Below are 26,159 nucleotides of genomic sequence, written 5' to 3' on the forward strand. Positions count from 1 at the left end.
CTCCCTCTATTCGTTCAGATCCAGATCCGGATACAGGCCTCTGGCGATAGTCTCAATCCCGTCCTGCGTCCTTGTCGCACTTGCGTACATCTCACTTAACATAATCGGAACAACCCGGTCATTTTTCACGGCGCTCAGACTCTGAAAGGCTTCATCTTCCAGAATCTTATCCAGATTTTCCTGCTTCACCGTTTCCGGATCATCCCCGGTATATGGCATGTAGACGACAAAAATCACATCCGGATCTGCCGCTAAAATGTCTTCCTTTCCAACCGTGGATGCGTCCGGATTTGCAAGGCTGGCACCAAGCTGGGTCACCATGTCCCCCGCAATGCTTGCCGCGCCATAATTGGTAAAGGTATCATTCATGCTCTCCACCACCATGACAGACGGCTTTTCTTCCTGTTCTTCGGCCAGCGTTTTTACGTGTTCTACGGTCTCTTTCATTTGATTTACGATCTCTTCTGCACGGTCCTGCACATCAAAAATCTTTCCAATGTTCAGGATATCGTTATATTCATTTTCCAGAGAATCTTCTTTCACCGCGGTATTCGTATTGATATAGACATTTGTTCCTTTTTGAATCCATTCATCCGGGCTTCCAAGGTTATCCTCATCAAACAGGGATACCCAGGAAAAAATCATATCCGGTTCCAGCATCGTCATTGTCTCTTTGGACGGTGTAAACTCGTCCAGATAGTCTGTTTTGGAAAATGCGGCTTTCTGATCATCCGGCACCTCATTATCAAGCCCTGCCGTCGCTACAATCCGGTCCTCCAGTCCAAGAGCAAGCAGCGTCTCCACCGATCCCTGGTAAACCGCTGCCACCTTTTCCGGCGCCTTTTCATAAGTCATCGTGTACTCGGCGCCATCCCGGCCATAAGTCGTGATCGTCAGCGGATATTCGGTTTTTTTCGTACTCTCTGTGGTGTCCTTGCTGTCAGACGAACCGTCATCTGCAGCCTGATTGTCCTCTTTCACCTGATCAGAGCTGATTCTGCCCGCATCCCCGCTGTTGTTTCCGTCACTGCCTCCACAGGCGGAAAGTCCTACCGTCATTGTGGCTGTCAGAAGACACGCCAGTACCTTTTTCACCATGTTCTGTTTCATGTTCTCTCCTTCTTTCTTTCGGTATATTTTCCTTTCCTGTTACAGGATCTTTGGCTTACCCGTCAGATCCATATTCCTACTTACCGGAAGATTCGTTTTGCAGAACAAAAAAACCTGCTTTTTATAAGCAGGCACGACAAAAACATATGGACAGGCAAAGACCGCCGCCCATATTTTCAGATGTCTGCTTTACACGGAAGCTTCATCTTCTCTATCAAGCAGGTTTCCTGGCTTGCCTCTCCTTGCCTGTCCCAGCCTTCTCACGGCATTGCCGCAATGACATAAATTGGGACAGACTCCTTGCTTACAGTGACCGGATCGCCGGAGATTTCCACTCCGTTCCCTTTTAAAATTCATCCTCTTTGACAAAGGAATTCTTCACTTGATAAAGTTATTCAATTCTAACAGGAAATATTACAGTTCCCAATTTAGCACACTTTGGCGTCAATTGCAACCGCAGTTCCCACCGGACATTCTCCCTATGCTTTTTTCTAAAAGCCAGTGCAGAATCTCAGCAAACTCTTCCATGTAATAGTTGCTCCGGTCTTTCTTCCAGAACATGCAATAATTACGCAGAAACGGCTTCCCATCCTTATAAATCGGAATCCGGAGAAAGACGCGTCTTTTCCGCTCCCTCCTCTATCTTCTGATAATATGTTTCTCCATATTGCTGAAGCTGTCAGTCAAGGTAAAATTGTTCTCAATGCCTTCTGTCAGATAGATTTCTCCATCTTCTGTCATCAGAATCATGTCAAATCCCTCATGAGATTTCCAGTATTCCTGCGCACCTTCCAGTCCTTTTACGAACATGGAGGTGGAAAGGGCATCTCCCGTCTTTCCTTCCTCGGTCACAATCGTCACAGAAGCCAGTCCGTTATCCACCGGATATCCGGTCTTCGGATCAATGATATGTCCGTATCGTTTTCCGTCCTCTCCGGTAAAATACCTCTCATAATTTCCGGAGGTCACCACGGCGCAGTCCGATACCTCAAGCACGCCGACCTCTCCGTCTCCGTAAGGACTCCGTATGGCAAGCCGCCAGTCATTTCCATCCGGTCTGGAGCCCACGGTCTGAATATTGCCGCCGATATTTAAAAGAGCCGACGTTACTCCGCTCTCTTTCACAATCTCTGCTGTCAGATCTCCCGCATAACCCTTTCCTACAGCGCCCAGATCCAGCTCCATTCCTTCCGGCAGACGGATTTCCTGCCCGTTCAGCTCCACTTTTTCGTAGCCGACACGGTCAAGAAGCGACTGAATCTCCTCACTTCCCGGAATCCGGTTTTCATCGGTCGTAAATCCCCAGGCCGTCAACACCGGATAAATGGTAGGCTCCAGTGCTCCATCGGTCTCTTTTGCCATTTCCAGGGCAAAGCTGACAACACCTGCTGTATCCTCACTGAGCGTCACCACATTTCCATTACTGTGATTGACCGCGTAAATTTCGCTGTTTTCATCCGTGACGGACCACTCGGACTCCAGTGTATGAATCTCTTTCTCCGCCTTTTCCAGCGCTTCGCCGGCATTGTCCCCGTAAGCGGTAAAGGTCATATAGGTATCCATGGCGAAAAACTCTTTTCTGGATTCCTCCTGACTATTGCCGCCTGTATTCTGTGCTCCCTGACATGCCGTCAAAGCAAGACTGCACAGAAGCACAAACGCTGCTGTCCCTGTACGGTAGTTATTTTCTGTCTTATATCTTCTCATGTCTGAACCGCCTTTTACATTGCTTTTAATGAGATTTTATATATTATTATTCGGTACGAAGCGCTGTCACCGGATCGCTCTTTGCCGCCTTTCGTGAAGGGATCAGTCCGCCAAGCAGCGTAAGCACGACACTTAACGCGATCAGAATCAGTGCCGGCACTACAGGGAGCACGGCGCTTACCTCATTCGTATCTGCAAGATGATGGATCAATGCATTTCCCGGTATGAGAAGCAGAAGGGTAAGCCCGATTCCAATGAGCCCGGCGCAAAGCCCGATGATAAAGGTCTCCGCATTGAACACCTGGGAAATATTCCCCTTTGAGGCACCAATGGCCCTGAGAATTCCGATTTCCTTTTTCCGCTCCAGCACGCTGATGTAGGTAATGACACCGATCATGATGGAAGAAACCACCAGAGAAATGGCCACAAAGGCGATCAGTACATAGCTGATAATATCGATAATATCCGTAACCGAAGACATAAGAGTACCAACCATATCTGTGTAGGTGATCACCTGCTCGTCTTTTCCCTGTGCCTCCATCTGACTATTATAGCCGTCCAGAATCTTTACGACTTCTTCTTTGCTCTCAAAATCCTTTGGATAAATGGCAATACCTGCCGGGACATCAAAATCCACATATCCCAGATTTCTTAAATTACTGTCATAGGAAGTCTCTCCCGTAGACTGCATGGACATCATCAGCTCGGAGAGCTCCTCCTCACTCATGTTCATTTCAAACGCATTGGCAAAGGCGTCTGCATCGATGGTCATGGCATCTCCCATGGCCTCCTGAAGGCTCGTTCCCACCCGACTCATTGCTCTTTGCATCACCGTCTCCATTCCGCTGCTCATCTGGCTTACCACCTGGCTCATGGCAGAGCTGATCTGAGTTTCCAGTGCGTTGGAAATTGCGCCTGTATACGCGCCCATCACTTCTTTCATATAAGTTTCAAGGGCCGTACCAACCTGCGACTGCAGGCTCTCCATATCAACTATCTCCGAAATTCCGGAGGAAAGCGCTTCTTTCCCCGCATCTGTATTCAGGTAGCTGACAAAATAGTCATCCATCTTTGTCAGATCCGGCAGCTGATTCTTTTCTGCGTAATCCAGATATCCGGCTGCCATCTCCCGGGCAATCTTCTGAAGCTGCTCTGTGGTGATGGAAATATCCTGTACAGAATCAAAGATTCTGCTGCCCCAACTGTTGATGATCTCTGCCGCAGCCGGTGTCTGAAGGTATTCCAGAAGATATTCATCAAACCTCTCCGAATCCGTATATCCATGCTCCGATGCATACTCCATAAAACCGCTTAAAACTTCACGGAAGAGGTTCTGAATCTGTTCAACCGATGCGGTGATGCCGCCGTTTGATTCAATGATCTCCAGAATATTTTCTTTGAGAATCTTCTGTGCGTCCGTACTTTTCAAATATCCTGCAAAGTCTTCGCTCAGCCCCGAATAATCTGCCTCCGGATGCTCTTTTGCGTAGTCCTGATAGCCGGAAATCAGATTTCCCGCCAGTTTTGTCATCCCTTCCGTCGAAACAGTCAGGTTCAGATTCCCCATCAGATCATTCAGATTCAGACTGCCTGCATCCGGAAGCTCGATCTGGATTCCGGAAAGATCCACCATTTTGGAAAGGTCCAGAGTGTTTCCATCCATCTGGAACAGGTCGGAAAAATCCACTGCTCCGGACAGACTGCCTGAGAGCGCATCGCTGTTGAACTGAAAAGCATTTTCCAGTGCATCCGTATTGACGGTAAATAACGAGTTCATATCCAGCCCGTTCTGGCTTTCTGTCTCACCGAACGCCTCCCCGGTAAAGACATTGACGTCTGGATTCGCAATCTGCTGTTTTACGATCTCACTGTCTTCCGCCTCTTCTGCTACATGCCGGGTCAAAGAAGACGGGTAGCCGATTCCGGAAGAAAGTGCCACTGCATTGGCATCTTCTGCAGGCTGGACAACACCTACTACCTTGAGATCTTCCCCGTTTTTCACGAGATCTTTCATATAGGTTTCATTGCCGGATTTGTCTGTCCAGACACCATACTGACTGTCGTACGTATAATAGTCCGCACTGTTGACCAGTTTAAAGGTAATACCGAGAAAATCTTCATAGGAATAGCTTCCCATATTTTCCGGTGTTTCGATATCTTCTTCATTGATAAACTGCCGGATCATCTCATCCAGTTCCACAGCATCCCGAAGTCCGAGTGTATAAAGCATAAAGTCACTGACATTCCCGTTTGCCGTCAGGACAACCACACACTCATTATAATTCTCCGGCCATCGACCGGCCTTTACATCGTACTGCCCTTTATAGAGATTTTCATTTTCCGGCATTTCATAAAACATGTCCGTACTCATCATGGAGGACATCATACTGTTGGACCCGGAGGCTGATCCGAATCCAAGTGCATCAAATGAGCGGTCCGGATTCACCTGCCGGATGGAATCTCCATCTTCACGGTAAATCTGCGGAAATACAGAATAAGAGTATTCCACCGCATTGGTATAGTCTTTGATATCACTCTCACCGCTCTCCAGATACTTTTTTAAGGATTCCAGATCATTGGAATCCATGGTAGAAAACATATTGCTGACCATCTGGATCACATCCACGTCGCCGGCCTCTTTCTCTTCCCCGCCTCCGTCTCCGAGCATGGCGGTCATATCAATCCCCGTGCTCTGGATTTCGAGCGGATACTCCGAAAGTGTATCCTCTTCCACAGACTGAATATACTGATTGACACCTGTAGAAAGCGCAAGAATCAATGCAATTCCAATAATTCCGATTGATCCCGCAAAGGAGGTCAGAAGCGTCCGCGCCTTTTTTGTCCTCAGATTATTAAAACTAAGGGATAATGCAGTCAAAAGTGACATGGATGATTTTCCCATGTTCTGATGCTCCGGCTGCTTCATTGCAGTTTCATCCACCTCATATGGATTGGAATCCGACCGGATCCTGCCATCTTTCAGATTAACGATCCGGGTCGCGTACTCCTCTGCCAGCTCCGGGTTATGGGTGACCATGACAACCAGCCGGTCCTTGGCCACTTCCCTTAAAAGATCCATTACCTGGACACTCGTCGCGCTGTCCAGCGCCCCCGTCGGCTCATCCGCCAGCAGGATATCCGGGTCATTGACAAGGGCACGCGCAATCGCAACCCTCTGCATCTGACCTCCGGAAAGCTGGTTCGGCTTTTTGTGCGACTGTTCCCCCAGTCCCACCTCTTCCAGCGCCTTCTGAGCCCTCTCGCGCCTTTCAGCTTTCCCGACTCCGGAAATCGTAAGTGCAAGCTCTACATTTGCCAGAATCGTCTGATGTGGAATCAGATTGTAGCTTTGAAAAACGAATCCGATCGTATGGTTTCTGTAGGAATCCCAGTCTCTGTCCTTATACTTCTTTGTCGATATCCCGTTGATAATCAGGTCTCCGCTGTCATAACGGTCCAGCCCTCCGACAATATTCAGAAGTGTCGTTTTTCCGGAACCGCTCGGTCCGAGGATCGCGACAAATTCATTGTCTCTTAAATTCAGACTAACATCATCAAGTGCTTTCTGCACCAGTTTCCCCGTCCTGTACTCCTTTCGTATGTGTTTGATCTGAAGCATATACGTTCTCCTTTTTTGTCATTCTTAAATCCAGTGAAAATACTCTCTCTGATAGCGTGCTTTCTCCCCCGTCATCAGAAGAATGTCATCGCAAAGCGCCAGAACCTTTCCTTTCTCCCGAAGCGAGTCCGTCTTTACCGTACTCATCAGCTCCTCGATCAATGCATAGGCTGCCTGTTTTTTCTCCTCCGGATATCCGGTCATCGGCTCTTCAAATTTTCGGCTTTTCTGATAGACCTCACGTATCAAAAGCTCCTCCCTGGCCATGGAAAGCCTGTCCTGCGGAATCTCACCCTTTATCACTGCGCGATAGCATAAATAAAGAAGCCTCGCATCGTTCAGCGCATTGTGAAGTGCTCCATCCACCGAGACATTCAGGATTCTTCCCATCTTTTCCAGGGAAAGACTCCCGTCCTTTCCAAATAAAGTAAAAAATAACTGAAGCGAAATATCCCTCATTCCTTCACCGATCCGGTACAGCTCCTCTTCCTCTTCATTCAGAAGCAGATTATCCAGAAAGACCGGCTTATCCGCGCTTCCAAAGACAAAGGTCTGCCGGATGTTCCATTTACGATACAGATCCAGCACTTCACGAAAAACCCGTCCGAATCCAGGCGCGTGGTCGACTTCCACCTGCCTGAGTCCTGTCAGCTCCATGCAGTATGGATTCAGCACAGTATTAAATTTAGGGCGTACAAGAGAATAGTATGATTCTTTTTCCTTCATACTTTTCCTCTCAACGATCAATATCCCGACGGAAATGATTTCCGTCGGGTATTTATTCTGATCCCCTGTATTATATTCCAGATCCAGAAACGCGATATAATTTCCAAGTTTCTCCTTCTGCCTGCCCTGCAGGCCCTGCATGGAAATCCGCCTGATTGACCGGATCTGTCCTTTATATTTTCGTTTAACCGCCGGTATGGACTGCTGCCCTTTTACGAGCTTGACACTTTCATCTTTCAGTGTAATCTCATACCACTTGTTGTCATGTTCTTTCCGGTATCTGTTCATCGTTTCACTCCTGTCATGATGTACAACCATATTATATGGTCTGTATCCGGAAAAATCAAGTAGTATGCCGGACCTACTGATTTGACTGGCTGGAAATCAGTGTCACTGTAATATCCCGGGAGGTGTATTCCCCGTCTGATCCTGCGGACTGTACAGTCAGCGTAACATCTTCACCTGCACGGTAGTAGCCCAGTTCATTCTGGAGATCGCTGGTATCTGAGATGGTTGTTCCATTCAACGCGGTAATAATATATCCACGCTGCAGGTCGGAATCTGTATTATCCTGTGTAAGCCCTGTAATATAAACGCCCTGCGGCATTCCGTAACGTTCTGCCGTTGTCTCATCGATATCCATTACCTGAACTCCGAGACTTCCCTGTTCCTCTTCACTAACTCTTGTCTTTGTCTGCTGGTTCATCAGATTCTGAATAATATCAGAAACTTCGGAAACCGGAATGGCATATCCCATACCCTCTACAGACGAATCACTGATCTTCGCACAGTTGATACCGATGACCTCACCTTTTGTATTCAGAAGCGCGCCGCCGCTGTTACCAGGGTTGATCGCTGCGTTTGTCTGAATCAGAGTTCCGTCATATCCGCTGATCTCTCTGTCCTTGGCACTTACAATTCCGTTCGTTACGGACTGTCCGTATCCAAGTGCGTTACCGATTGCAATGACTTCCTCTCCAACCTGCAGTGCGTCAGAATCGCCAAGAGTTGCTGTCTTGATTGCTGACTTTGTATCACTGCTGATGCTGTCAAGCGGAACAGCTACAACCGCAAGGTCTTTATCGGAATCAGAACCTTTGATATTGGCTTCCAGACTGGTTTCATCATTAAATGTTACTGTCAGGGTATTTGCATTCTCTACTACATGAGCATTCGTCACAATCAGAAGCTCTGTATCATTCTCTCCGACGATAATACCGGAACCTACACTCGTGGATTCCTGCTGGGATGTACCGCCGAAGAAGTTCTGTACTTCTTCCACTGACATATTCTGGATCGATACAACAAACGGCATGCTCGCTTTGACCAGATCCGTCAGATCTGTATTGGTTGTCCCTGAGGAGACCTGTGTCAGACTTGCTGTATCCGCCTGCGCAATCTGATTGGAAGAGCTGCCGCTTCCGCCCACCAGATAATTGACTCCATAAAATGCTCCTCCTGCTATGCCGCCAAAGAGAACGGCCAGTCCTGTAACTGCCGCGACCGTCTTGACGCCTTTTCTCTTCTTTGGGGACTTCTTGTGCGGATCCTGCTCCGGAGTCTGCTGTCCATATGGATAAAAAGAATCCTGCTGGTAATTCTGCTGATAATCGTTCCGGTAATTCTGATATCCTTCGTATCCCTGTGACTGATCATTTGTCATATTGTCTTTGTTCTCTTCAGTATTTTTATGGAAATTGAAAAACTGTTTTTTCATAAATTATGCACTTCCTTTTTTTATCTTTGTTTCCTTTTTACATCTATTACTATAATGTCTCATTGTGGTGATCATGTGATGAAATTTTGAAAAAAGTATGTCCTGTCACTTTTTCTTATTTTTTCCTAAAGTTGCTGAAAAGCAAATAGAAATCCGATATAATGAAATAAGAATATGATACTTTTGCATTCTATATTTATAAGGAGGGAATTGCATTTTATGAGTCGAAAAAGAAGACGTTCTTCTTCCCGGAAGAAATCCATGGTTCTTCCCGTGATCCTGATTGTGGCAGTCATTGTCATAATCGCAGCAGGAGTATTTCTTTTCTTCCGTCTGCGCGGTACAGGAGAGAATCCTTCCGATATTCTGAAGAATTATTTTTCCTATATCACTTCACAGGATTATGAAAAGATGTACAATCTTGTAGATACCGGGGATGTCTCCAAAGATGATTTCATTTCAAGAAATCAGAACATTTACGAAGGAATCGGCTGTTCCGATGTCAAAGTAGAGATCAAATCCGAAGAAAAGGACAGTGTTTCCTATTCGGTTACTTTGACAACGCTCGCAGGAGAAATTTCCTATGATAATACAGCCCGATTTACAAACGACAGCGAAAAGGGGACCGTCCTTGTCTGGGATGACAGCGTGATCTTTCCAGAGCTGACTTCGACGGATAAAGTCAGAATCTACACCGATGAGGCCGCACGAGGCCAGATCCTTGACAGAAACAATGTCGTACTTGCAGGTACCGGCACCGCCTATTCCGTCGGTCTTGTTCCTGGAGAGATGAATGAAGATCATTCTGCGGACGTTGAGACACTGGCAGAGCTTCTCGGGATGACCAGTGACGCCATCGAATCCGAACTCTCACAGGGCTGGGTGACAGATGACTCTTTCGTGCCGCTGACAACCATCTCTGCTTCCGATGCGGATCTTCGAAGCCAGCTTCTCGAGATTTCCGGTGTGATGCTCTCTACTGTAGAAGTCAGAAACTACCCTTACGGAGAAGCCGCCGCACATCTGATCGGATACGTGTCCAGCGTCACTGCCGAAGATCTGGAAGAACATCCGGACGAAGGATACTCTTCTGACAGCGTCATCGGAAAAAGCGGGCTGGAATCTCTGTATGAAGACGAACTACGCGGGAAAAACGGTTATACCATAGTCATCGAAGATGAAAACGGGGAACAGAAGTCTGTTCTCGCCTATCAGGAAAAGACAGATGGTGAGGATATCCGGCTGACCATTGATATTACACTGCAGCAGTCTCTGTACGAACAGTTCCAGGAAGATGAAGGCTGCTCCGTCGCTATGAACCCGTACACCGGCGAGGTGCTTGCCCTTGTAAGTACACCATCCTACGACACAAACCAGTTCATTCTCGGTCTTACTACCGATCAGTGGGATACGCTGAACAATGACGAAAGCCAGCCTCTTTACAACCGCTTCCGTCAGACCTTCGCTCCGGGCTCCACGTTGAAGCCGTTTACAGCAGCCATCGGTCTGGCAGAAGGAACAATCGATCCGAATCAGGATTATGGAAGCAATGGCACAAGCTGGCAGAAAGACTCCAGCTGGGGCAGCTATTATGTCACTACTCTGCAGGACTATTCACCGGGTACTCTGGAAAATGCACTGATTTACTCAGATAACATTTTCTTTGCCAAGGCGGCTCTGAATCTCGGAGCAGACAAGTTTACCGCCGGTCTGGACAAATTCGGTTTCAATCAGGTTGTTCCGTTTGAGATCAAGATGTCCCAGTCCCAGTATGACAACGACGGCTCCATTACCGAGGAGATCCAGCTTGCCGACAGCGGTTACGGACAGGGACAGGTACTGGCCAATCCGCTTCATCTGGCTGTTATGTATACGGCCTTTTCCAATAACGGAAGCATGATTCAGCCTTACCTGATTTACAAAGACAATCCGTCCGCTACCGTTTGGATTGAAAACGCGATCTCTCAGGAGAATACATCCATTCTCACAGAAGATCTGAAATCCGTAGTCAACAACCGGGCCGGCTCCGGCTATGCGGCACACCGCAACGATACGGAACTCGCAGGAAAAACCGGAACTGCGGAGCTCAAATCCGAGCAGGGAACTACCGGTCAGGAAATCGGCTGGTTCAGCGTCTTCACCACTGATCCGAATGCAGCCAAACCGGTACTACTTGTCAGCATGGTGGAACATGTAGAAGATAAAGGCGGAAGTACGTATGTTGTGGAAAAGGATGATGCTGTGTTGGATGAGTATTTCAGTTCATGATGAGACTTGCAAATAAGGATACAAAGGGAGCGGCTGCTCTGACATAATAAGTCAGGGTGGCCGCTCTCTTATATTCTCCAGGTTCTATTTGAGTACGGATTCTTTTTTTTACAGCGACCCGGCATTTTTTCTTATAGCATGCAATCCCGTATTTGATAATCGTATAGCAGCCTTCTTCTCTCAATTCTTCCACATAGCTGTTTCTTTCGATCTGAAGAATCGCCTCCCGGCAGACGGATTCAAGCTGCCTTTCCTGTGCATACTTCACTTCAATAATCATGCCAAGTTCCTTTTCTTCATCGTAAATCCAGATGTCACTGTATCCGTTTCCGGATTCCTTTTTGGATTTCAAAATCCACCCCTCTTTATACCCCAGTATTCCGAGGAGTATCCCATGATAAAAATTTTCCTTCAATGTCTTTTGTACAAATGTATCCCGAATGCTTATGGTCTTTTTTAAATAAGAAGTAAAGAACTTCTCTACGTCAGGAGCATTCCCTGTTTCTAATGCATGACAGAATTTTTCTAAAAGTGTTCCATCTTTTGCAACTTCTTTCTGAAACATTGTCATGATCTGCCGGATAAAAATACTTCGAATCTCCAGATTTGGAATTACAAGCTTATACCGGTCTCCCTCTGCCTGCCCCTGCCCTGTCAGATATCCCGTCATAAAAAGCATACTCCAGATATGTTTCACTGAAATATAAATCTCCTGATATGTTAAATCCTCATGAATTTCCTTCTCTACTTCTTTTCCGTCAATCAATGCTTCCATTTCACTTTGCATCACTCCGTCGCCCATCTTTTCGATGAAGTGACGAACTACATCATTTCCACTCGTATTGATCCAGTAATTCTTAGGTCTTGCATCCCGGTCATCGATCAAATCATCGCAGTAACTGATCACATCCCACGGGCAATAGACATCCAAAGCTCCAAAATGATACCCGTCGTACCATTCTCGAACAGTCTGATATTTTTCGGACTGTCCATAATACGCCAGCATTTCCTTGACTTCATTGTCTGTAAATCCAAAATATTCGTCAAATCGAACATCTGTAATGGAATAAATTTTAAAATTGTTAAATCCGGTGAAAATACTCTCTTTCGCTACACGAAGACAACCCGTCAGTACTGCAAAGTAAAGACTGTTATTCGTTTTTAAAACCTGCTGAAGCAGATTTCTCATCATTCGCACCATTTCATTGTAATATCCCTGCTCATTTGCTTTTGCGAGAGGAACATCGTACTCATCGATTAGCAGAATTACTTTCTTTTCATAATGCTTCTCCAAAAGAGAAGAAAGTGTCTTCAGACTTCCCATTAATACCGCGTCCGACATAACAAAACTTTCTGTCTGTGTCTGATCTGTCCGAACAAGCTGTTCATACTGCTGACGCTCCACTGTATTCAACTTTGCACTGGTTTTCAGAAGATCATAAAACCGAAGCGCTTCATTTCCAATCACAGAACATAAAAGTGTACGTGCAACATCATAGTCGGATCCTTCCACATCCTTCAGACTGATAGAAATCACAGGAAACTTTCCCATATACTCTTCACAGATCTCTTTCTCCTCCGAAATCTTCAAACCATCAAACAGCGCCCGATTACCGCCGATTTCAAAGAAAGCTTTTAACATGCTCATATTCAGCGACTTTCCGAAACGTCTTGGACGCGTAAACAGATTCACTTCGCCCCATCTTTGAATCAAATCCCGAATCATTACCGTTTTATCTACATAATAAAAATCCTGTGTACGGATCTTTTCAAAACTTTCGATTCCTACCGGCAATTTTTTCTTATTCACATTACTCATCTGCTGACCAGCCTTTCTCCCAGCATTACAATCAGGCCTTTACAACCATACATTCCTTTTTGTAAAATGCCATTCCGTACTTGATGATCTTCTTCATTCCCCGACGCCGGAGACCTTCTGCATAGTTTCTGTCTTCAATCTGCTTTAATGCTTCCGCACAGGCCCCGTCTAAATTACCATCATTTGCATATTTTATTTCGATCACAATCCCCGTCCGCTCCCGAGTGCTGATAGAAATATCACTGTATCCTGTCCCGGTCTCATCATTGGACTGAACCCTCCAGCTTCCCTGGCTTTGCAACAGTCCCAATACCATTCCATGATAAAAGTTCTCTTTCCTATTCATTCGCACTGCTGTATCACGCACGCTGATCGAATCCCATAAATAATCATGGAGCATGTCCTGAATTGTGGATACATCTTCAGCCGGGAATGCCGCGCAGAATCGATGAATCCTCGCAGAATCCGCAAGGGTTGTTTCCTGAAACCATTCCTTTACCAGATCAATAAACAATTCCCTTACTTCCCGGTTCGGAAGCGCCAGTTTCACCTGCTTTCCATTCAGGCGTTCTTTCAGGGTCAGATATCCAGTGGAATACAGAATACTCCAGACATTATCAATCGAGTCCTCCACATCCCGGCAAGTCAGTTCCTGCCGGAGTGTTTTCGCAATCGTACCCCCGCCAATCAACTGCTCTATTTCATCCCGTGTGGTCTGATCCGATCTTACCAGTAAACGGCGGACAAGATCATTCCCACTTGTGTTCGCCCAATAATTCTCAGGTTCGGCTTCCGGATCCGCCAGCAAAACATCACAATAATTAATCACATCCCATGGGCAGTATACATCCACTTTGCCGAAACGATATCCATCGTACCATTCCCGTATCACATTCTTATACGACGTCAAGCCATAAAAGCGCAAGATTTCATCTACATCTGCATCCGTAAAACCAAAGTATTCATCATACCGGACATCGGATATCGTATGTATTTTCAGGTTGTTCAGTCCGGTAAAAATACTTTCTTTGGAGATTCTGAGACACCCTGTAAGCACCGCAAAATACAGACTGTCATTCGTCTTCAGCGCATTGCCAAGCAGATTACGGATGAAATTTACCATCTCATCATAATATCCGGACTGAAACGCTTTATCCAATGGAACATCATACTCATCGATCAGCAGGATGACACTCTGACCGTAATGTTGCTTCAACAACCTGGAAAGTGTATTCAAACTGTCGATCAATGTAGCATTTGACATAGCATAACTCAATTCAAACCGTCCACACTTTTCAGGCTGATAGAAATCACCGGGAACTTCCCCATATATTTTTCGCATAGTTCCCTTTCCTCTGCGATCTTCAGTCCTTCAAATAAAGTTGGATCATTTCCAATCTCAAAAAAAGATTTCAACATACTGATATTCAAAGATTTACCAAAACGTCTGGGGCGGGTAAATAAATTCACTTCGCCCCAATTTTGTAAAAGCTCTTTAATGAACATTGTCTTATCAATATAATAAAAATCATTACTTCTGATTTTTTCAAATCCATCGATGCCGATAGGAAGTTTCTTTCTCATCCTCCCCATTCTCCTTTCCGATGCCAGTGACATAAACAATAGGATGTCCTCTTTTCTGTCTGGAAAGGGCGTCTGCCCAGCCAGATTTTAAAAGGACATCATTCACCTGTTATGCTTTACTTTATCATGAAGATGGAAAGCGGTCAAGGTTGGGAGTGTCCTTATCTTACCTTCCACGCTTCCTTGACCTTCATTGCTGTCACATAGATCATGCCGCCAAGAACTCCTCCCAGCGTATTGTAAAACAGATCGGAAAGCTGGAAGGTCCCCAGGCAGAGAAGCAGCTGTAGAAATTCAATTCCAAGGGATGTCCCAAAACCGATTCCCAGAGCGGATGCCAGCATCCATGTCACTTTTCTGGTTTTCCATAGTTTATGAGAGAACGTCCAGAACAGAAGCAGGATGTACGGAATAAAAAGAAAGACATTCTCAACTGCCTCTGTGCTCAGCTTACCATCATCTCCGTTCAGTCCCCATCCTCCCATCACATTGGATAACGGGTTACTCCAGATACTTCTGTTCAACAGCGTCCGGAAGAGCATCAGCGCCACATAAAAAACAAACAGGAACATTTTCCGGAATTCGGATGACTTCCGAAACATTTCCAGCCAGATCTTCACCGCCCGCTTCCAGCTGGTCGCCTTAGCGAACAGATAGAAAAACATAAAAAATATGGCAAGAAGAACTGCAAAGCCAAAAGACTCATATATGGCTTTGAGAATGTTGGTCAAAATTGTTTGAAGGATAGAAATCATGATCACCTCCCGGAAGGTTCCTTTGTAATTTGTTAACAAGGTTATCGGTAATAGTTTAGCACTTGTTTCCGTTTCTCTGCAATACTCATCCGTTTCTTCAGGAGTTCCCGTTTCTCCTTTCCTGATCCGTATTCCAGAAACAGTTCAAACCATCGTTTCACAACGAAATACGGATACAGGTATGGTTTTTCTCTCAATTTAGGATAACGGTCTCCCAGTCGTATCCTGGATGGAAAAAGAATCCTTTTCCATTTGTTTTCTCCAGAATCTATTTCCACCGCGGTAAATCCGGAAAGTTTCCTGTCATTATTCTCCCCGAAGCCGTAAATGCCTCCTGCAAACATATCATCCACCAGTGCTTCCGGGCGAACCTTTTTGCGGATAAACGTGCCCGGAATATTTTCAAGCTCCAGATGCAGATAATCTGTCCCCGCATTCAGGATTGCAGCAAACAGTTTCTGCATATGATGCTCTTTCAGGAACTGTCCAAATTTGTCCCAGTCAATCCGGTCGGAAAGCTTTTGGATGCCAAGAAGCAGATCGATCATCTGGCGGACACCCACTCCAGATCCATAGAGGTGCTTGTAAAAATGTGACATCAGCTGAATCATCTGCTCGGTTGGCTCTAACACGAAAAAGTCATGTCCCTCAAATGTAATTTTTTCCGTCTTGTCCAACAGATTCGTAAACTGTACATTCAGCTGCCTTTGCATGGCGTTTTCTTTGCCAATCGCATCCAAGTGCACTTCCAGATAAAGTGATCCGTTCTGTGCAAGGTACGTGATTTCATGCTCTTTCTGAATGTCCGGGACATCCAATGATTTTTCGTTTATAAAATGAAGTTCTCGTAATACTTCATGACAGACTTTCAGATTTTCCGGGTCGATCAGAATATCCTCGTCTCCCGACGGACGAAGTTCCGGATGAGAATACCAGACTCTGCAGGAAATACCTTTCAGTACTACGTATCGAATTCCCCGTCTGGTCAGTTCATCACAAACCTGTGCAAAGGATTCTGTCTGGATCACCTGCCTGCCTGCCGCTGCTACTGCTTCTCCCCTCCACTTTTGCTGTAATGACGCCGGAGCTTTCTGAAAGGCCGGCAGACGATACAGCTGATCATAGATCATTGGTGATAGTTTCTGTTCGGAACTGATCTTATGTAAACGCTTCCAGTCTTCAGGCAGCTGATAGCCCTGAAAATCAGGCGGCTGATTGTTCAAAGCTGCGGAAATGATTTTTAAAAAGTCACGCTGTTGAGTATTCATGTAAAATTCCCTTCTTAAATTTAACAAACTGCACAATTTTGTTTATTGCTTTGTGCAGTTGAATATTCTGCGGTGGCGGGTTCTTCCGCAATTATCCGTTTTACTCTTGCCTCATATACCGCAGTTTTGCTTCCACTAATTCTTTATTACATTTACCGTATATAGTGCGTTTTATCATTTTGAGTCTGCTATTGGTTCCCTATACAAAACCATTACTATAATCATAGGCCACTGCATTTTCAACGGCATCCATGTCATTTTCCAAACCTTTAGCAAAACTGCGTAATTCTTTGACCTTACTCTTTTTATACTTATCAATGAATAAATAGAGCAATACTACCATCTTTTTCTTGAAAACATTCCGAAACTCCCTAATGCATATATGCAGTTCCCATAGATGGGGAAATTGATTGTAAATATAGCATTTTTGAAGATTTGTCAGGCTTACATCCATCCACATATGTTTGAACACGCCTTCTCTTGTAATATAATCTGCTGTTTTCCCTTTACTTCTCATTCTATATTTCAGTGCTTCTGTCTGCGTTCTGATATATGGCTGCGGTTCAAAAGTTTTTCCTTCTCGATGCTCTATTTTTACAAGATATTCAAAAGCATTGCTCTTTGAGCCGTTGTAACCTCTGGCATATATTGATTTTACGGTTTTACTTTTACTCTTTCCAGAATGCAGGCAGTCTAAAATAAAATCATGAAAAATATCCAGTTTACTTTGGTGTATCCCATACATACTCAATTCTTTGGGATCCCCTTTTCTGTATTTTGCTATTGTGTTCCTTCCAACTCCCATGCGGCGGGCGATTTCTCTATAACTACATCCTTCCTTTAGTAATTCCTGGATCTGACAAATCTTCTTATACCGTTTTTCAGAATAATTCGAGAAGTTATCCACATCTTGTGCGATTTTTTTTACCAGTCTCATGATTTTCTTCGGATTCATCGTCATGCGGAATCTTTACAGTGGCCGGCAGTTCATGATTTAAGGCTTTTTTTATTGCTTCCAGTAAATTTTGATGAAGATGGAAACGGTCTGCTACCTGCATTGCATCCGGCAGCTCTTCTGCTATAACCTTTGCATAAGCACTGGCTCTATCTCTGGTAATTACTTTGATATGTTTATTATTTTTCAACCATTCCCGCAAAGAGTCACCGTCTCTTCCATCCAGTAGTGTGATAGGATTATGAGTTTCCTCATCTACTATGATGGTTCCATATGTATGACGTTTTTTATAAGCGAAATCATCAATCCCTATTTTACCTCCAATGAAATCATGTTCCATAGCCTGATATCTCTTCAAAAGAAGACGGATCACCGTATCTCCACTAATCTTTATCCCTAATACCTTACATATCCTGGAACAGCCTTCACAGCTGGTTTCTAATGCTAATGAACAAATAAAGTCAGCGCAGCGTTCTGTCATCCGGCTATAATAATTGAGAAAACCATTAAAATTCTCTGCGATTGTACTGGCATTACAATCGGTATTTGCACACTTATATTCATGCGCTTTAATATGTAACTGAACATTTTTTCCCAAAACAGGAAGATCCTGAACGTGTCTTACATAGGTGCCGTGATATTCCTCAGTAGATTGGCCACATTTGGGGCAGACACAACTTTTTGTTATTGATTTCAGGTAAATATGAATTCTCTCTTTTGTTTGTTCAACCTTAATTAACTGCAACTTGTCTTTCGGGAAAAATGAATCTAAATCAAATGTATTCATAAGAAATCTCCATAACTTTATTACAATCATTATACTATAAACTTATAAGATTTCCTAGATTAAAAACGGATAATTGCGGAAGAACCGAGAATGAGAGCCATGCATTCCGGTAATTCAGAGCCACTTTATGGACTCTATTACATAGATTTCCTTTATACTGTAAGCACACATCAGCAGATGTGAATACAGTTAAAGGAGGTCACCATTATGACCAAGTATCGAGAAATCCTTCGCCTGAAAAGCTTAGGATTCAGTGAACGGAACATCGCACATAGCTGCGGTGTGTCCCGTAACACAGTTGCCAAGGTCGTCAAACGGGCTGTGGAAATGAATCTTTCCTGGCCATTGGATCATGACATGACCGACAGCGCACTTGAGGAAATGCTTTTTCCCAAGGTAAAATCAGCAACCAATAGAAGGATGCCTGATTATGACTACATCCGCAGGGAGCTCCTGCACAATGGGGTCAACAAGAAACTCCTATGGGTAGAATACTGTGAGGAATATCTTCATGTACAGTATTATTGCTATCCAACAACGCAATTTCATAGTGCTGATGTAAGTGTCGCAGCTCATGAAAAATGAAGAACTCTATATCAACCCTATGATTTTCCCATCTATCTTGTCCTGTAAACCACGGCTTATTAAAATACAATTTATTTCCGCATCCCTCTGCGGCATTGTCCATTGTTTTGAATCTGTCAGATGGGCAGTCTTCAAAATAGGATTCAATAGGTTCGGGTAATGTCATGAAACTTCTTGCATAATTAATACAATTCTGAACAAGTTCCAAGTACTTTCCTTCCATTGCTTCCACTTCTACCAGCTCCTTTCTTCTATGTTTCTTCACATCTTCGCCGATCCTTAGACCGTTGCCTGCTGCTCACCACGGAGAGGTGTGTGATATTATTACGAGCAGCGTAGGGAGCTACTGCTCCCAGTATATCACAATTTCATCCAGTTTTACAGACGCTTTCTTGCCTTCATCGCCACATAGTACGCCATACCACCTACTACTCCGCCGACTGTGTTGTAAAAGATATCCGATAGCTGGAACGTACCTAAGCGAAGCAATAATTGCAGCATCTCAATGCTTACCGAAAAGATAAATGCCATCTTTCCACTATACCACAGTATCTTCTTCCAGCCGTTTCCAATCTTCTCTCCGAACGTCCACAGCACTACTGCTGAAAACGGCACCATCATGATCAGGTTCTCGATGCACTCAGTAGTCAGCTTCTGCTCGCCATTCACGGTCTCCCAGATGCCCCATCCGCCCATGACATCAGACAAAGGATTTAGCCACAGATTACGGTTTAGTAACGTTCTAAACAAAATCATTGATGTCACAAAGGCCAGTAAGAACAACTTCCGAAAGAACACGCTCTCTTTGAACTTCTGATACCCTGTCACTATGGCATTCTTCCATCCATTACCAGCTTCTTTAGACTCATACGCATATAGGTAGAAAAACATTGCCAGGAATGACAACAGGAGTGAAAACCCAAACGGCTCATAGAGAGCAATCAGGATGTTTGTGATGATCTTTCCAGGTAAATCAATCGATTCTTTCATCATCGTTTACAGGTCACTGAACAGATCAGCCTTATACACGCCGTTCTCTTTCTTATCCTTCCAATTTTCTTATCAATCTTGCAGGATTCCCTGCATACACACAATTATCCTCACAATCTTTTGTTACGACAGATCCGGCGCCTATTATAACACCTTTTCCAATTTTTACACCTGGTAGAACAATTGATTTAGCTCCAACCCACGTTCCATCGCCAATAACAATTTTCTTTGAAATGGACTTTCCTGCCCGCCTATAACTCGATTCAATTTCATGTGTAGACGTAATGAATGTAACCCCAAATCCAATATTGCAATATTTTCCAATATTGATTTCTCCGGCTGTATTAAACCACACATTGTAGTTTATAAATGTTCTCTCTCCAATAAACAAATATTTATTTCCAACAAAGCATCTAGGACAAATCGTCACGCCTTTTTCAAGCTCTACACCCCCCCATTTATATAAAATTGACCGCAATTTATTACTTATCAAAACAGAAGCGCAGATTTTATTGAAAAATAAATCTCTCACTATAAGATTCATCTTACCTTTTTTCCCTTTCTCATTAATGTTAATGCTCTCCTGGGTTGTCATGATCTCGCCCTGTCATGCTGTCATGAGATTGCCAGGATATCTGTCATGGAATGTTCCCTTTGATGGGGCGGCTGTCCGCCCCATCACGAAAGGAATTAGTTCATACATTCATGCTCTGCCAGCACTTTAAGCGCCGATACGATGGTACAGGCATCTGCCTTTTTCATTCGGCTGTAATGCCGGAGGCGTTCCTCATTCCAGAAGAGATCTGTCAGTGATGAGAGTTCTGTACCAACATCCCAGTTGGGGATACAGAGATAGTTCCCGTAGGAATGCTTTCCTACGATCAGGTGGAAGCGGCTTCCCCTGGCACAGAGTTCTGCCTCACATGGATTCCCTCTCTGCAGGATCTCAAGGCTGCCTTCCTATTGCCGGGGCGAGCATCCCTTCCCTTTACAGGTAAATGTGATCATCGTGTGTCACCTCCCAGCATCTCATGTTCAATGATGTAGCGGACAAGGTGTTCATCGATCAGGCGCTTCCCCTGCTGGCTGGCATACATCAGGCTCTTTTCACAGATCCGGTTGATCCGGCGCGGGATTCCTGTGGACTCCTTATAGATATCATCCAGGGCTTTCTCCGTAAAGATGTCCTGCCTGCCGCCGGCATAAGCCAGATGGGACTGGATGTATCGTTCGGTTTCCGCACGGTCCAGATGGGGAAGGACACAGTTGATATCGATCCTCTGCCGGACTGCCGCATAGCGCTGCATTCGGAGTTTATCCCACAGTTCCGTCTGCCCGACAAGGACAAGTGCCATCGGGCTGATAGAATCAAAGCGGTAATTCAGCAGAAAGCGGAATTCCTCAATGGTCTCCTTCTCCAGAAGATGTGCCTCGTCCAGGATACAGACCACTTTCTTTTTCTGGACGCCGCGGATGATCTCCACTTCCTTCTGGAGCTGCCGCTTTGCGTCACCGCGGTAAAACTTTGACTCGATCCCCAGCTGGTCCAGCATCCCTTTATAGAACCACCGCGGGGTCAGCTTGGAATCCGACAGATACAGGAACAGGTATTCCTCTTTGGGCAGGCTGGTCACAAAACGGCGGATCAATGTAGACTTTCCACATCCGGCATCTGCAGTGACTATTGCAAAGAGCTGGCGGTCTGCCGCATAGGCGAGTCTCCCCAGGGTATCCGCCATGGCAGGCGACTCATAAAGGTCGGCAACCGGTGTGTTCCTGGAAAAGGGAGTATGCTCCATCTGGAAAAATGTTTCATACATCGCTGCCACCATCCTTCCTGTACTGGCCGAAGGAGATCGCGTCAGCTACCTGCTGTCTGCTCTGTGCATGTTTCTTCTCCAACGCGGAAAGGAACCTGGAAGCTTCCGTTTCCTGCTCCTGCATGGAGACCGGCAGCGCCGGAGTTTTGGAGCAGAATTCCCCGATCTTTACCGGCCCGGCCTCAAAAGGCGGGATCCCAGGATAGGATACCCGGATCACTTCCGGCGCCATCGGGTCGTAGGAAATCTCCACTTTACAGCCGATCAGGGAAGGCTTCGTTTCATACTTCCTGCCCTGGAAGCTGATACATGCGCCTTTGTCTACCAGACGGGTCTCGTGGTGGAGGAATGCTTCCGCCACCACGCCGGTATCCAGGAACGTCAGGGGACGGCTGTCCCTTCCCCATTCCTGCATCGGTGTGATCCCCTGGGCAGGAACGGGGCTGCCCAGGCTTTCGTAGTACTCACGGATCCCTTCATGGGGCTTCTTGTGGTAGTACTCTTCGAGGAAGATCTCCCAGTACTGGTTCAGCTGTTCCAGTGTCCGGATCTGATGCGCTTTTGCTTCCCTCAGGTACGAATCTACAACCTGATGGAATTTTTCACATTTGCCTTTCGATTTCCCACTCGCCCTGGGCGCATGGCGGATTGTGATCCCAAGTTTCCCCAGGGAGAGTTTCAGCTGTTTTGCGATATACTGGGATCCGTTATCAAAATAACAGGTATCAAATTTTCCGGCTTTGAGGACCACTTTCCGGAAAGTATCCTCCACAATGGATTCTTCCTAGCTGGCATAGAATTCAGACTGGATCACATACCGGGAATGGTCATCGATTGCGGAAGAAAGGTAAGTCTGGACCATAGCCCCATTCCTGCCGATGGGAAGCTTTATGCCATATTTAATGTCACCCTGGATCAGCATCATCCGGTGCGGTTTGCAGAACCGTTTTGAAGAACTTTTCCTGGCATCATTGTACATCTGCATCTGCCGGACGCCGAATCCGGCTTTATAGAGATATCTCTCCATCGTGAAACGCTTTAGGACTCCCGGGGCTACACGGCCCTCCAGTTCCAGGATATAGATGATCTGACGGACCGAGCGTTTTGGTACTTCCCGCTTCAGCTGGATTGCCTCTTCCAGAAGCTCATCAAAGTTTTCCGGGAGCTTCGGGGAGCGTTTTGTTTCCCGGTCCTGCGGCTTCAGACCGGGGAATCCGCCTTTTCTGTAAGCCGCCTCATAACGGTACAGGGTCCGTGGGGAGATTCCGTTCTGTTCTGCGACCGCCTCCCGCATCTGGATCCGCTTTGCATTGTCCAGCGATTCATCCAGCAGGGGAGCGATCAGCTGGTACCGCCGCAGTGCCTGTTCTTCCTGCCACTTTATGGTTTCATTTGTTTTCATTGGTATAACCTCCTTTGCAGGGAGGGTACCACAGGGCAGTGGTGACAGCAAAACAAAGTCGGTGCAAAACCGGAATTCTAAATGTGGACAAGAAAGCCTCCGGAATTATAAAGGAACCGGAGCAGTGTTTCCAGCCATTCCGGACGTGAACTTCGCAGCTTATCGAGCAGCGACACCCGGGATTCCAGAAGTTCTGTGGAGAATCCCAGCAGACGGTATCCTGTTGATTTCAGGTATCCATCTATCCTGAGCCGGTTGGCTTCCAGCCAGCAGTGCCAGCGGCGCATTGTCATTTCGCAGGGATAATCTGCGGAATCGTCATCCTCCGGAGTGATGATCCCATCCAGTACACCGGAGATCACTTCGGAAGCATAGTGTTTGTATGGGACCAGACAGTCTGGGAGTTCCCGATGGAGTCTGCCGCAGTTGCTGCATTTCAGCCTCCGGATCAGGAATCTTTGCTTCATTCCGCCCTCCAGACGCATGATCCTGACACAGGAATCCCGATAGGAAAGCGGCTCCCCACAGACCGGGCAGTAGGATATGGCGCTGCTCTCAACAAAAAATATCATTTTCATGATTGTAAGTGAACGTGTAATCTGATACAATAACCATGGTTTTAATGCCAGGGTTTCAGAGTACACGACTTGTCACGGAGGGTGCTCTGGAACCCTTTTTCTTTCTGTATACTGATGACTGTATACAGGGCAATCCAGAGACATGCAAGCAGAGCAGCATAATGCTAAACTATGAGGTCAAAAACAATTAAATCTATTACAAATCAATCCACATATTATTTGAGCAAGGCATATTGTTTTCGGAATATATAAAATACAATGGATATAGTTTATATAATATAATCCGATATTTGTGCTCCACTTTCCAATCGAAAACCTATACCTGCGAAATGATTATTCCGGGGCTCTTTGAGCCGCCTGTCCGGACTTTGAGAGCCGCCATTCCGGAAAATAAGAGCCACATATTCCGGTAATTCAGAGCCACATTAGGCTCTATTACATAGATTTCCTTTATACTGTAAGAACACATCAGTAGATGTGAATACAGTTAAAGGAGGTCGCCACTATGACCAAATATCGAGAAATCCTTCGCCTGAAAAGCTTAGGATTCAGTGAACGGAACATCGCACATAGTTGCGGTGTGTCCCGTAACACAGTTGCCAAGGTCGTCAAAAAAGCTGCGGAAATAAATCTTTCCTGGCCATTGGATCATGACATGACCGACAGCGCACTTGAGGAAATACTTTTCCCCAAGACAAAATCAGCAACCAATAAACGGATGCCTGATTATGACTACATCCGCAGGGAACTTCTGCGAAATGGAGTCAACAAGAAACTCCTATGGGTAGAATACTGTGAGGAATGTCGCATAAACAATGAAGAACCTCTCATGTACTCTCAGTTCTGCTACTACATCCAAAAAGATGAAGAAAAGCGCAGGGCAACCATGCATATCCCACGGAAACCGGGTGAACAGATCGAAGTAGATTGGGCCGGCGATCCGGCACAACTCATTGATCCAGACACCGGTGAGATCACGGAGGCATGGATATTTGTAGGAGTCCTTACTTACAGCCAGTATGCCTTTGTGAAGGCATACCTGAATCAGAAGACAGACAACTGGATCAAAGCGCATATCCAGATGTTTGAATTCTTTGGCGGCGTTACACCGATGCTTATTCCTGATAACTGTTCTACGGCAGTAAATCATTCAAAAAGCGACTGGTATACGACCGCACTGAACACTACTTATCATGAGATGGCAGAACATTATAATGTCGCCATCATCCCGGCAAGAGTCCGGAAACCCAAGGATAAACCGAATGTAGAAGGCTCCGTTGGTAAGATCTCCACATGGATTACCGCAGCCCTTCGCAATGAACAGTTTTTCTCCCTTGCAGAATTAAACGATGCAATCCGTGAAAAGCTGGATGCCTACAATGCAAGAAAGTTTCAAAAGAAGGATTGTAGCAGGCTCAGTTTATTTCTTGGGGAAGAAAAGCCATTGCTGGCACCGTTGCCTGCCACACCCTTCGAACTGGCGGAGTGGAAACAGGCCACCGTCCAGTTCAACTATCACATCGCAGTAGACAAGATGTACTACTCCGTACCTTATCAGTATATCAAAGATAAGGTCGATGTGCGCATAACAGAAACAACGATTGAAATATTTTATCATCACAACCGGATCGCCTCGCATCGCCGTCTCCATGGCAGGAGCGGCCAATACTCCACGGTAATGGAACATATGCCGCCAGATCATCAGAAATATCTGGAATGGAACGGTGACCGTTTCCGCAGATGGGCAGATTCGATTGGAAACAACACAAGTAAGGTGGTTGATGCGATCCTGACCTCCGGCAGGGTGGAACAGCAGACTTACAGAAGCTGTATGGGGCTGCTGAAACTGGCTGAGAAGCATTCTCCCAGCAAGCTGGAAGAAGCTTGTTCAAGAGCGCTCCTTTATTCCAGAACACCCAGTTATAAAAGTATTAAAAATTTATTAGCTGCCATGAAAGAGGATTCCGATCCTGTTTCCCAGAATCCGGATTCCATTTCATCTAAGACGCAATCATCGGCACGTGGCATTACAAGAGGTGCCAGATACTACGGAGGTAAAAGATCATGACCAATCAGAGTACCATTGATAAACTTATCGAGATGCGCCTGTCATCCATGGCAGATGCCTTTCGAATCCAGATGAATGATTCTACAATGAAGGAAGTTCCGTTTGAAGACCGCTTCGGCATGCTGGTTGATGTTGAATATACAAACCGAAAAAACAACCGCCTGAAAAGGCTGATCCGCCAGGCAGAACTGGAGCAACCAGACGCCAGCATCGCAGCTATCGACTATCAATCCGGGCGGAAGCTGAACAAAGCTTTGATCAGCCGTTTGGCAACCTGTGAATACATCTTAGAATACCGCAACATTTTTATTACCGGCGCCACCGTGAGTATTCCGGGCGATTCTGAACCGCCATTCCGGTGACACAGTACCGCAAATCCGGCTTTGCGGATACCGTCGTTC

At 45.7% G+C, this 26,159-nt stretch carries 21 protein-coding genes, 1 pseudogene and 1 riboswitch; of the genes and pseudogenes, 4 read left to right on the forward strand and 18 right to left on the reverse strand.

Annotation, left to right across the window (positions count from 1 at the left end; genetic code table 11):
* Nucleotides 1-6: 6 nt before the first annotated feature.
* The 5 genes from FGQ85_RS10965 to FGQ85_RS10985 all read right to left on the reverse strand — a co-directional run bounded on the left by FGQ85_RS10965 (nucleotide 7) and on the right by FGQ85_RS10985 (nucleotide 8,879).
* Entirely contained in the window at nucleotides 7-1,110 is a 1,104-nt protein-coding gene (locus FGQ85_RS10965) for an ABC transporter substrate-binding protein (protein WP_138373464.1), read from the reverse strand.
* Nucleotides 1,111-1,309: 199 nt separating this feature from the next.
* Nucleotides 1,310-1,511: riboswitch (cobalamin riboswitch) on the reverse strand.
* Nucleotides 1,512-1,749: 238 nt separating this feature from the next.
* Entirely contained in the window at nucleotides 1,750-2,817 is a 1,068-nt protein-coding gene (locus tag FGQ85_RS10970; RefSeq protein ID WP_243128544.1) for an FAD:protein FMN transferase, read from the reverse strand.
* A 46-nt stretch (nucleotides 2,818-2,863) separates the two neighbouring features.
* Nucleotides 2,864-6,436: an ABC transporter ATP-binding protein/permease gene (locus tag FGQ85_RS10975; protein WP_138373465.1), complete on the reverse strand. Its 3,573-nt coding sequence runs from the start codon at nucleotides 6,434-6,436 to the stop codon at nucleotides 2,864-2,866.
* Between the two features lie 24 nt (nucleotides 6,437-6,460).
* Nucleotides 6,461-7,450, reverse strand: coding sequence for a 3'-5' exonuclease (locus tag FGQ85_RS10980; protein WP_171027946.1), 990 nt, complete (start codon nucleotides 7,448-7,450; stop codon nucleotides 6,461-6,463).
* Between the two features lie 73 nt (nucleotides 7,451-7,523).
* A complete protein-coding gene (locus FGQ85_RS10985) occupies nucleotides 7,524-8,879 on the reverse strand; it encodes a trypsin-like peptidase domain-containing protein (protein WP_243128545.1) in 1,356 nt (451 codons plus the stop codon).
* Nucleotides 8,880-9,098: 219 nt separating this feature from the next.
* On the opposite strand from FGQ85_RS10985, the gene FGQ85_RS10990 reads away from it, so the two are divergent.
* A complete protein-coding gene (locus FGQ85_RS10990; RefSeq protein ID WP_138373467.1) occupies nucleotides 9,099-11,147 on the forward strand; it encodes a penicillin-binding transpeptidase domain-containing protein in 2,049 nt (682 codons plus the stop codon).
* Here FGQ85_RS10990 and FGQ85_RS10995 read toward each other — a convergent pair.
* The 7 genes from FGQ85_RS10995 to FGQ85_RS11020 form a co-directional block, all read right to left on the reverse strand.
* Complete coding sequence (locus FGQ85_RS10995; RefSeq protein WP_138373468.1) at nucleotides 11,137-12,966, reverse strand: AAA family ATPase; 1,830 nt, start codon at nucleotides 12,964-12,966, stop codon at nucleotides 11,137-11,139. The genes FGQ85_RS10990 and FGQ85_RS10995 overlap by 11 nt on opposite strands.
* A 31-nt stretch (nucleotides 12,967-12,997) precedes the next feature.
* The gene (locus tag FGQ85_RS11000; RefSeq protein ID WP_347563089.1) at nucleotides 12,998-14,308 is read right to left on the reverse strand and encodes an AAA family ATPase; all 1,311 of its coding nucleotides are present in this window, start codon (nucleotides 14,306-14,308) and stop codon (nucleotides 12,998-13,000) included.
* The gene (locus FGQ85_RS19185; protein ID WP_330680200.1) at nucleotides 14,239-14,550 is read right to left on the reverse strand and encodes an AAA family ATPase; all 312 of its coding nucleotides are present in this window, start codon (nucleotides 14,548-14,550) and stop codon (nucleotides 14,239-14,241) included. The genes FGQ85_RS11000 and FGQ85_RS19185 overlap by 70 nt, the downstream gene beginning before the upstream one ends.
* Before the next feature lie 161 nt (nucleotides 14,551-14,711).
* A complete protein-coding gene (locus FGQ85_RS11005; protein WP_138373469.1) occupies nucleotides 14,712-15,305 on the reverse strand; it encodes a VanZ family protein in 594 nt (197 codons plus the stop codon).
* A gap of 41 nt (nucleotides 15,306-15,346) precedes the next feature.
* Nucleotides 15,347-16,573, reverse strand: a complete 1,227-nt coding sequence (locus tag FGQ85_RS11010; protein WP_138373470.1) for a nucleotidyltransferase family protein — start codon at nucleotides 16,571-16,573, stop codon at nucleotides 15,347-15,349.
* A gap of 199 nt (nucleotides 16,574-16,772) precedes the next feature.
* Entirely contained in the window at nucleotides 16,773-17,510 is a 738-nt protein-coding gene (locus FGQ85_RS11015) for a helix-turn-helix domain-containing protein (RefSeq protein WP_171027947.1), read from the reverse strand.
* On the reverse strand, nucleotides 17,473-18,315 hold the full coding sequence (locus tag FGQ85_RS11020) for an ISL3 family transposase (protein ID WP_138373472.1): 843 nt from the start codon (nucleotides 18,313-18,315) through the stop codon (nucleotides 17,473-17,475). The genes FGQ85_RS11015 and FGQ85_RS11020 overlap by 38 nt, the downstream gene beginning before the upstream one ends.
* Nucleotides 18,316-18,522: 207 nt before the next feature.
* Here FGQ85_RS11020 and FGQ85_RS11025 point away from each other — a divergent pair, with 207 nt between their 5' ends.
* The gene (locus tag FGQ85_RS11025; protein WP_347563090.1) at nucleotides 18,523-18,900 is read left to right on the forward strand and encodes a hypothetical protein; all 378 of its coding nucleotides are present in this window, start codon (nucleotides 18,523-18,525) and stop codon (nucleotides 18,898-18,900) included.
* Nucleotides 18,901-19,278: 378 nt separating this feature from the next.
* Here FGQ85_RS11025 and FGQ85_RS11030 read toward each other — a convergent pair whose 3' ends face one another.
* The 6 genes from FGQ85_RS11030 to FGQ85_RS18585 form a co-directional block, all read right to left on the reverse strand.
* Nucleotides 19,279-19,893 (reverse strand): VanZ family protein, encoded by a 615-nt coding sequence (locus FGQ85_RS11030; RefSeq protein WP_347563091.1) that lies wholly within the window; start codon nucleotides 19,891-19,893, stop codon nucleotides 19,279-19,281.
* Nucleotides 19,894-19,942: 49 nt separating this feature from the next.
* Nucleotides 19,943-20,485, reverse strand: coding sequence for a DapH/DapD/GlmU-related protein (locus tag FGQ85_RS11035; protein ID WP_207670230.1), 543 nt, complete (start codon nucleotides 20,483-20,485; stop codon nucleotides 19,943-19,945).
* A gap of 409 nt (nucleotides 20,486-20,894) precedes the next feature.
* On the reverse strand, nucleotides 20,895-21,710 hold the full coding sequence (locus FGQ85_RS11040) for an AAA family ATPase (protein WP_138373473.1): 816 nt from the start codon (nucleotides 21,708-21,710) through the stop codon (nucleotides 20,895-20,897).
* Nucleotides 21,703-22,482, reverse strand: a complete 780-nt coding sequence (locus tag FGQ85_RS18850; RefSeq protein ID WP_243128546.1) for a Mu transposase C-terminal domain-containing protein — start codon at nucleotides 22,480-22,482, stop codon at nucleotides 21,703-21,705. Before FGQ85_RS18850 ends, FGQ85_RS11040 begins: the two co-directional genes overlap by 8 nt.
* A 12-nt stretch (nucleotides 22,483-22,494) precedes the next feature.
* Complete coding sequence (locus FGQ85_RS18855) at nucleotides 22,495-23,112, reverse strand: helix-turn-helix domain-containing protein (RefSeq protein WP_243128547.1); 618 nt, start codon at nucleotides 23,110-23,112, stop codon at nucleotides 22,495-22,497.
* Between the two features lie 77 nt (nucleotides 23,113-23,189).
* Nucleotides 23,190-23,690 (reverse strand): DUF6431 domain-containing protein, encoded by a 501-nt coding sequence (locus tag FGQ85_RS18585; RefSeq protein WP_347563092.1) that lies wholly within the window; start codon nucleotides 23,688-23,690, stop codon nucleotides 23,190-23,192.
* Between the two features lie 505 nt (nucleotides 23,691-24,195).
* Here FGQ85_RS18585 and istA point away from each other — a divergent pair.
* Together istA and FGQ85_RS11060 are read left to right on the forward strand one after the other, a co-directional pair.
* Nucleotides 24,196-25,758 (forward strand): IS21 family transposase, encoded by a 1,563-nt coding sequence (istA, locus tag FGQ85_RS11055; protein WP_138373474.1) that lies wholly within the window; start codon nucleotides 24,196-24,198, stop codon nucleotides 25,756-25,758.
* A pseudogene (locus FGQ85_RS11060) lies at nucleotides 25,755-26,081 on the forward strand (ATP-binding protein); the annotation flags it as partial. The gene istA and the pseudogene FGQ85_RS11060, both read left to right, overlap by 4 nt.
* Nucleotides 26,082-26,159: the final 78 nt, after the last annotated feature.

Source organism: Pseudoflavonifractor sp. BSD2780061688st1 E11, from assembly GCF_005844125.1.
Lineage (GTDB): Bacteria > Bacillota > Clostridia > Lachnospirales > Lachnospiraceae > Sellimonas > Sellimonas catena.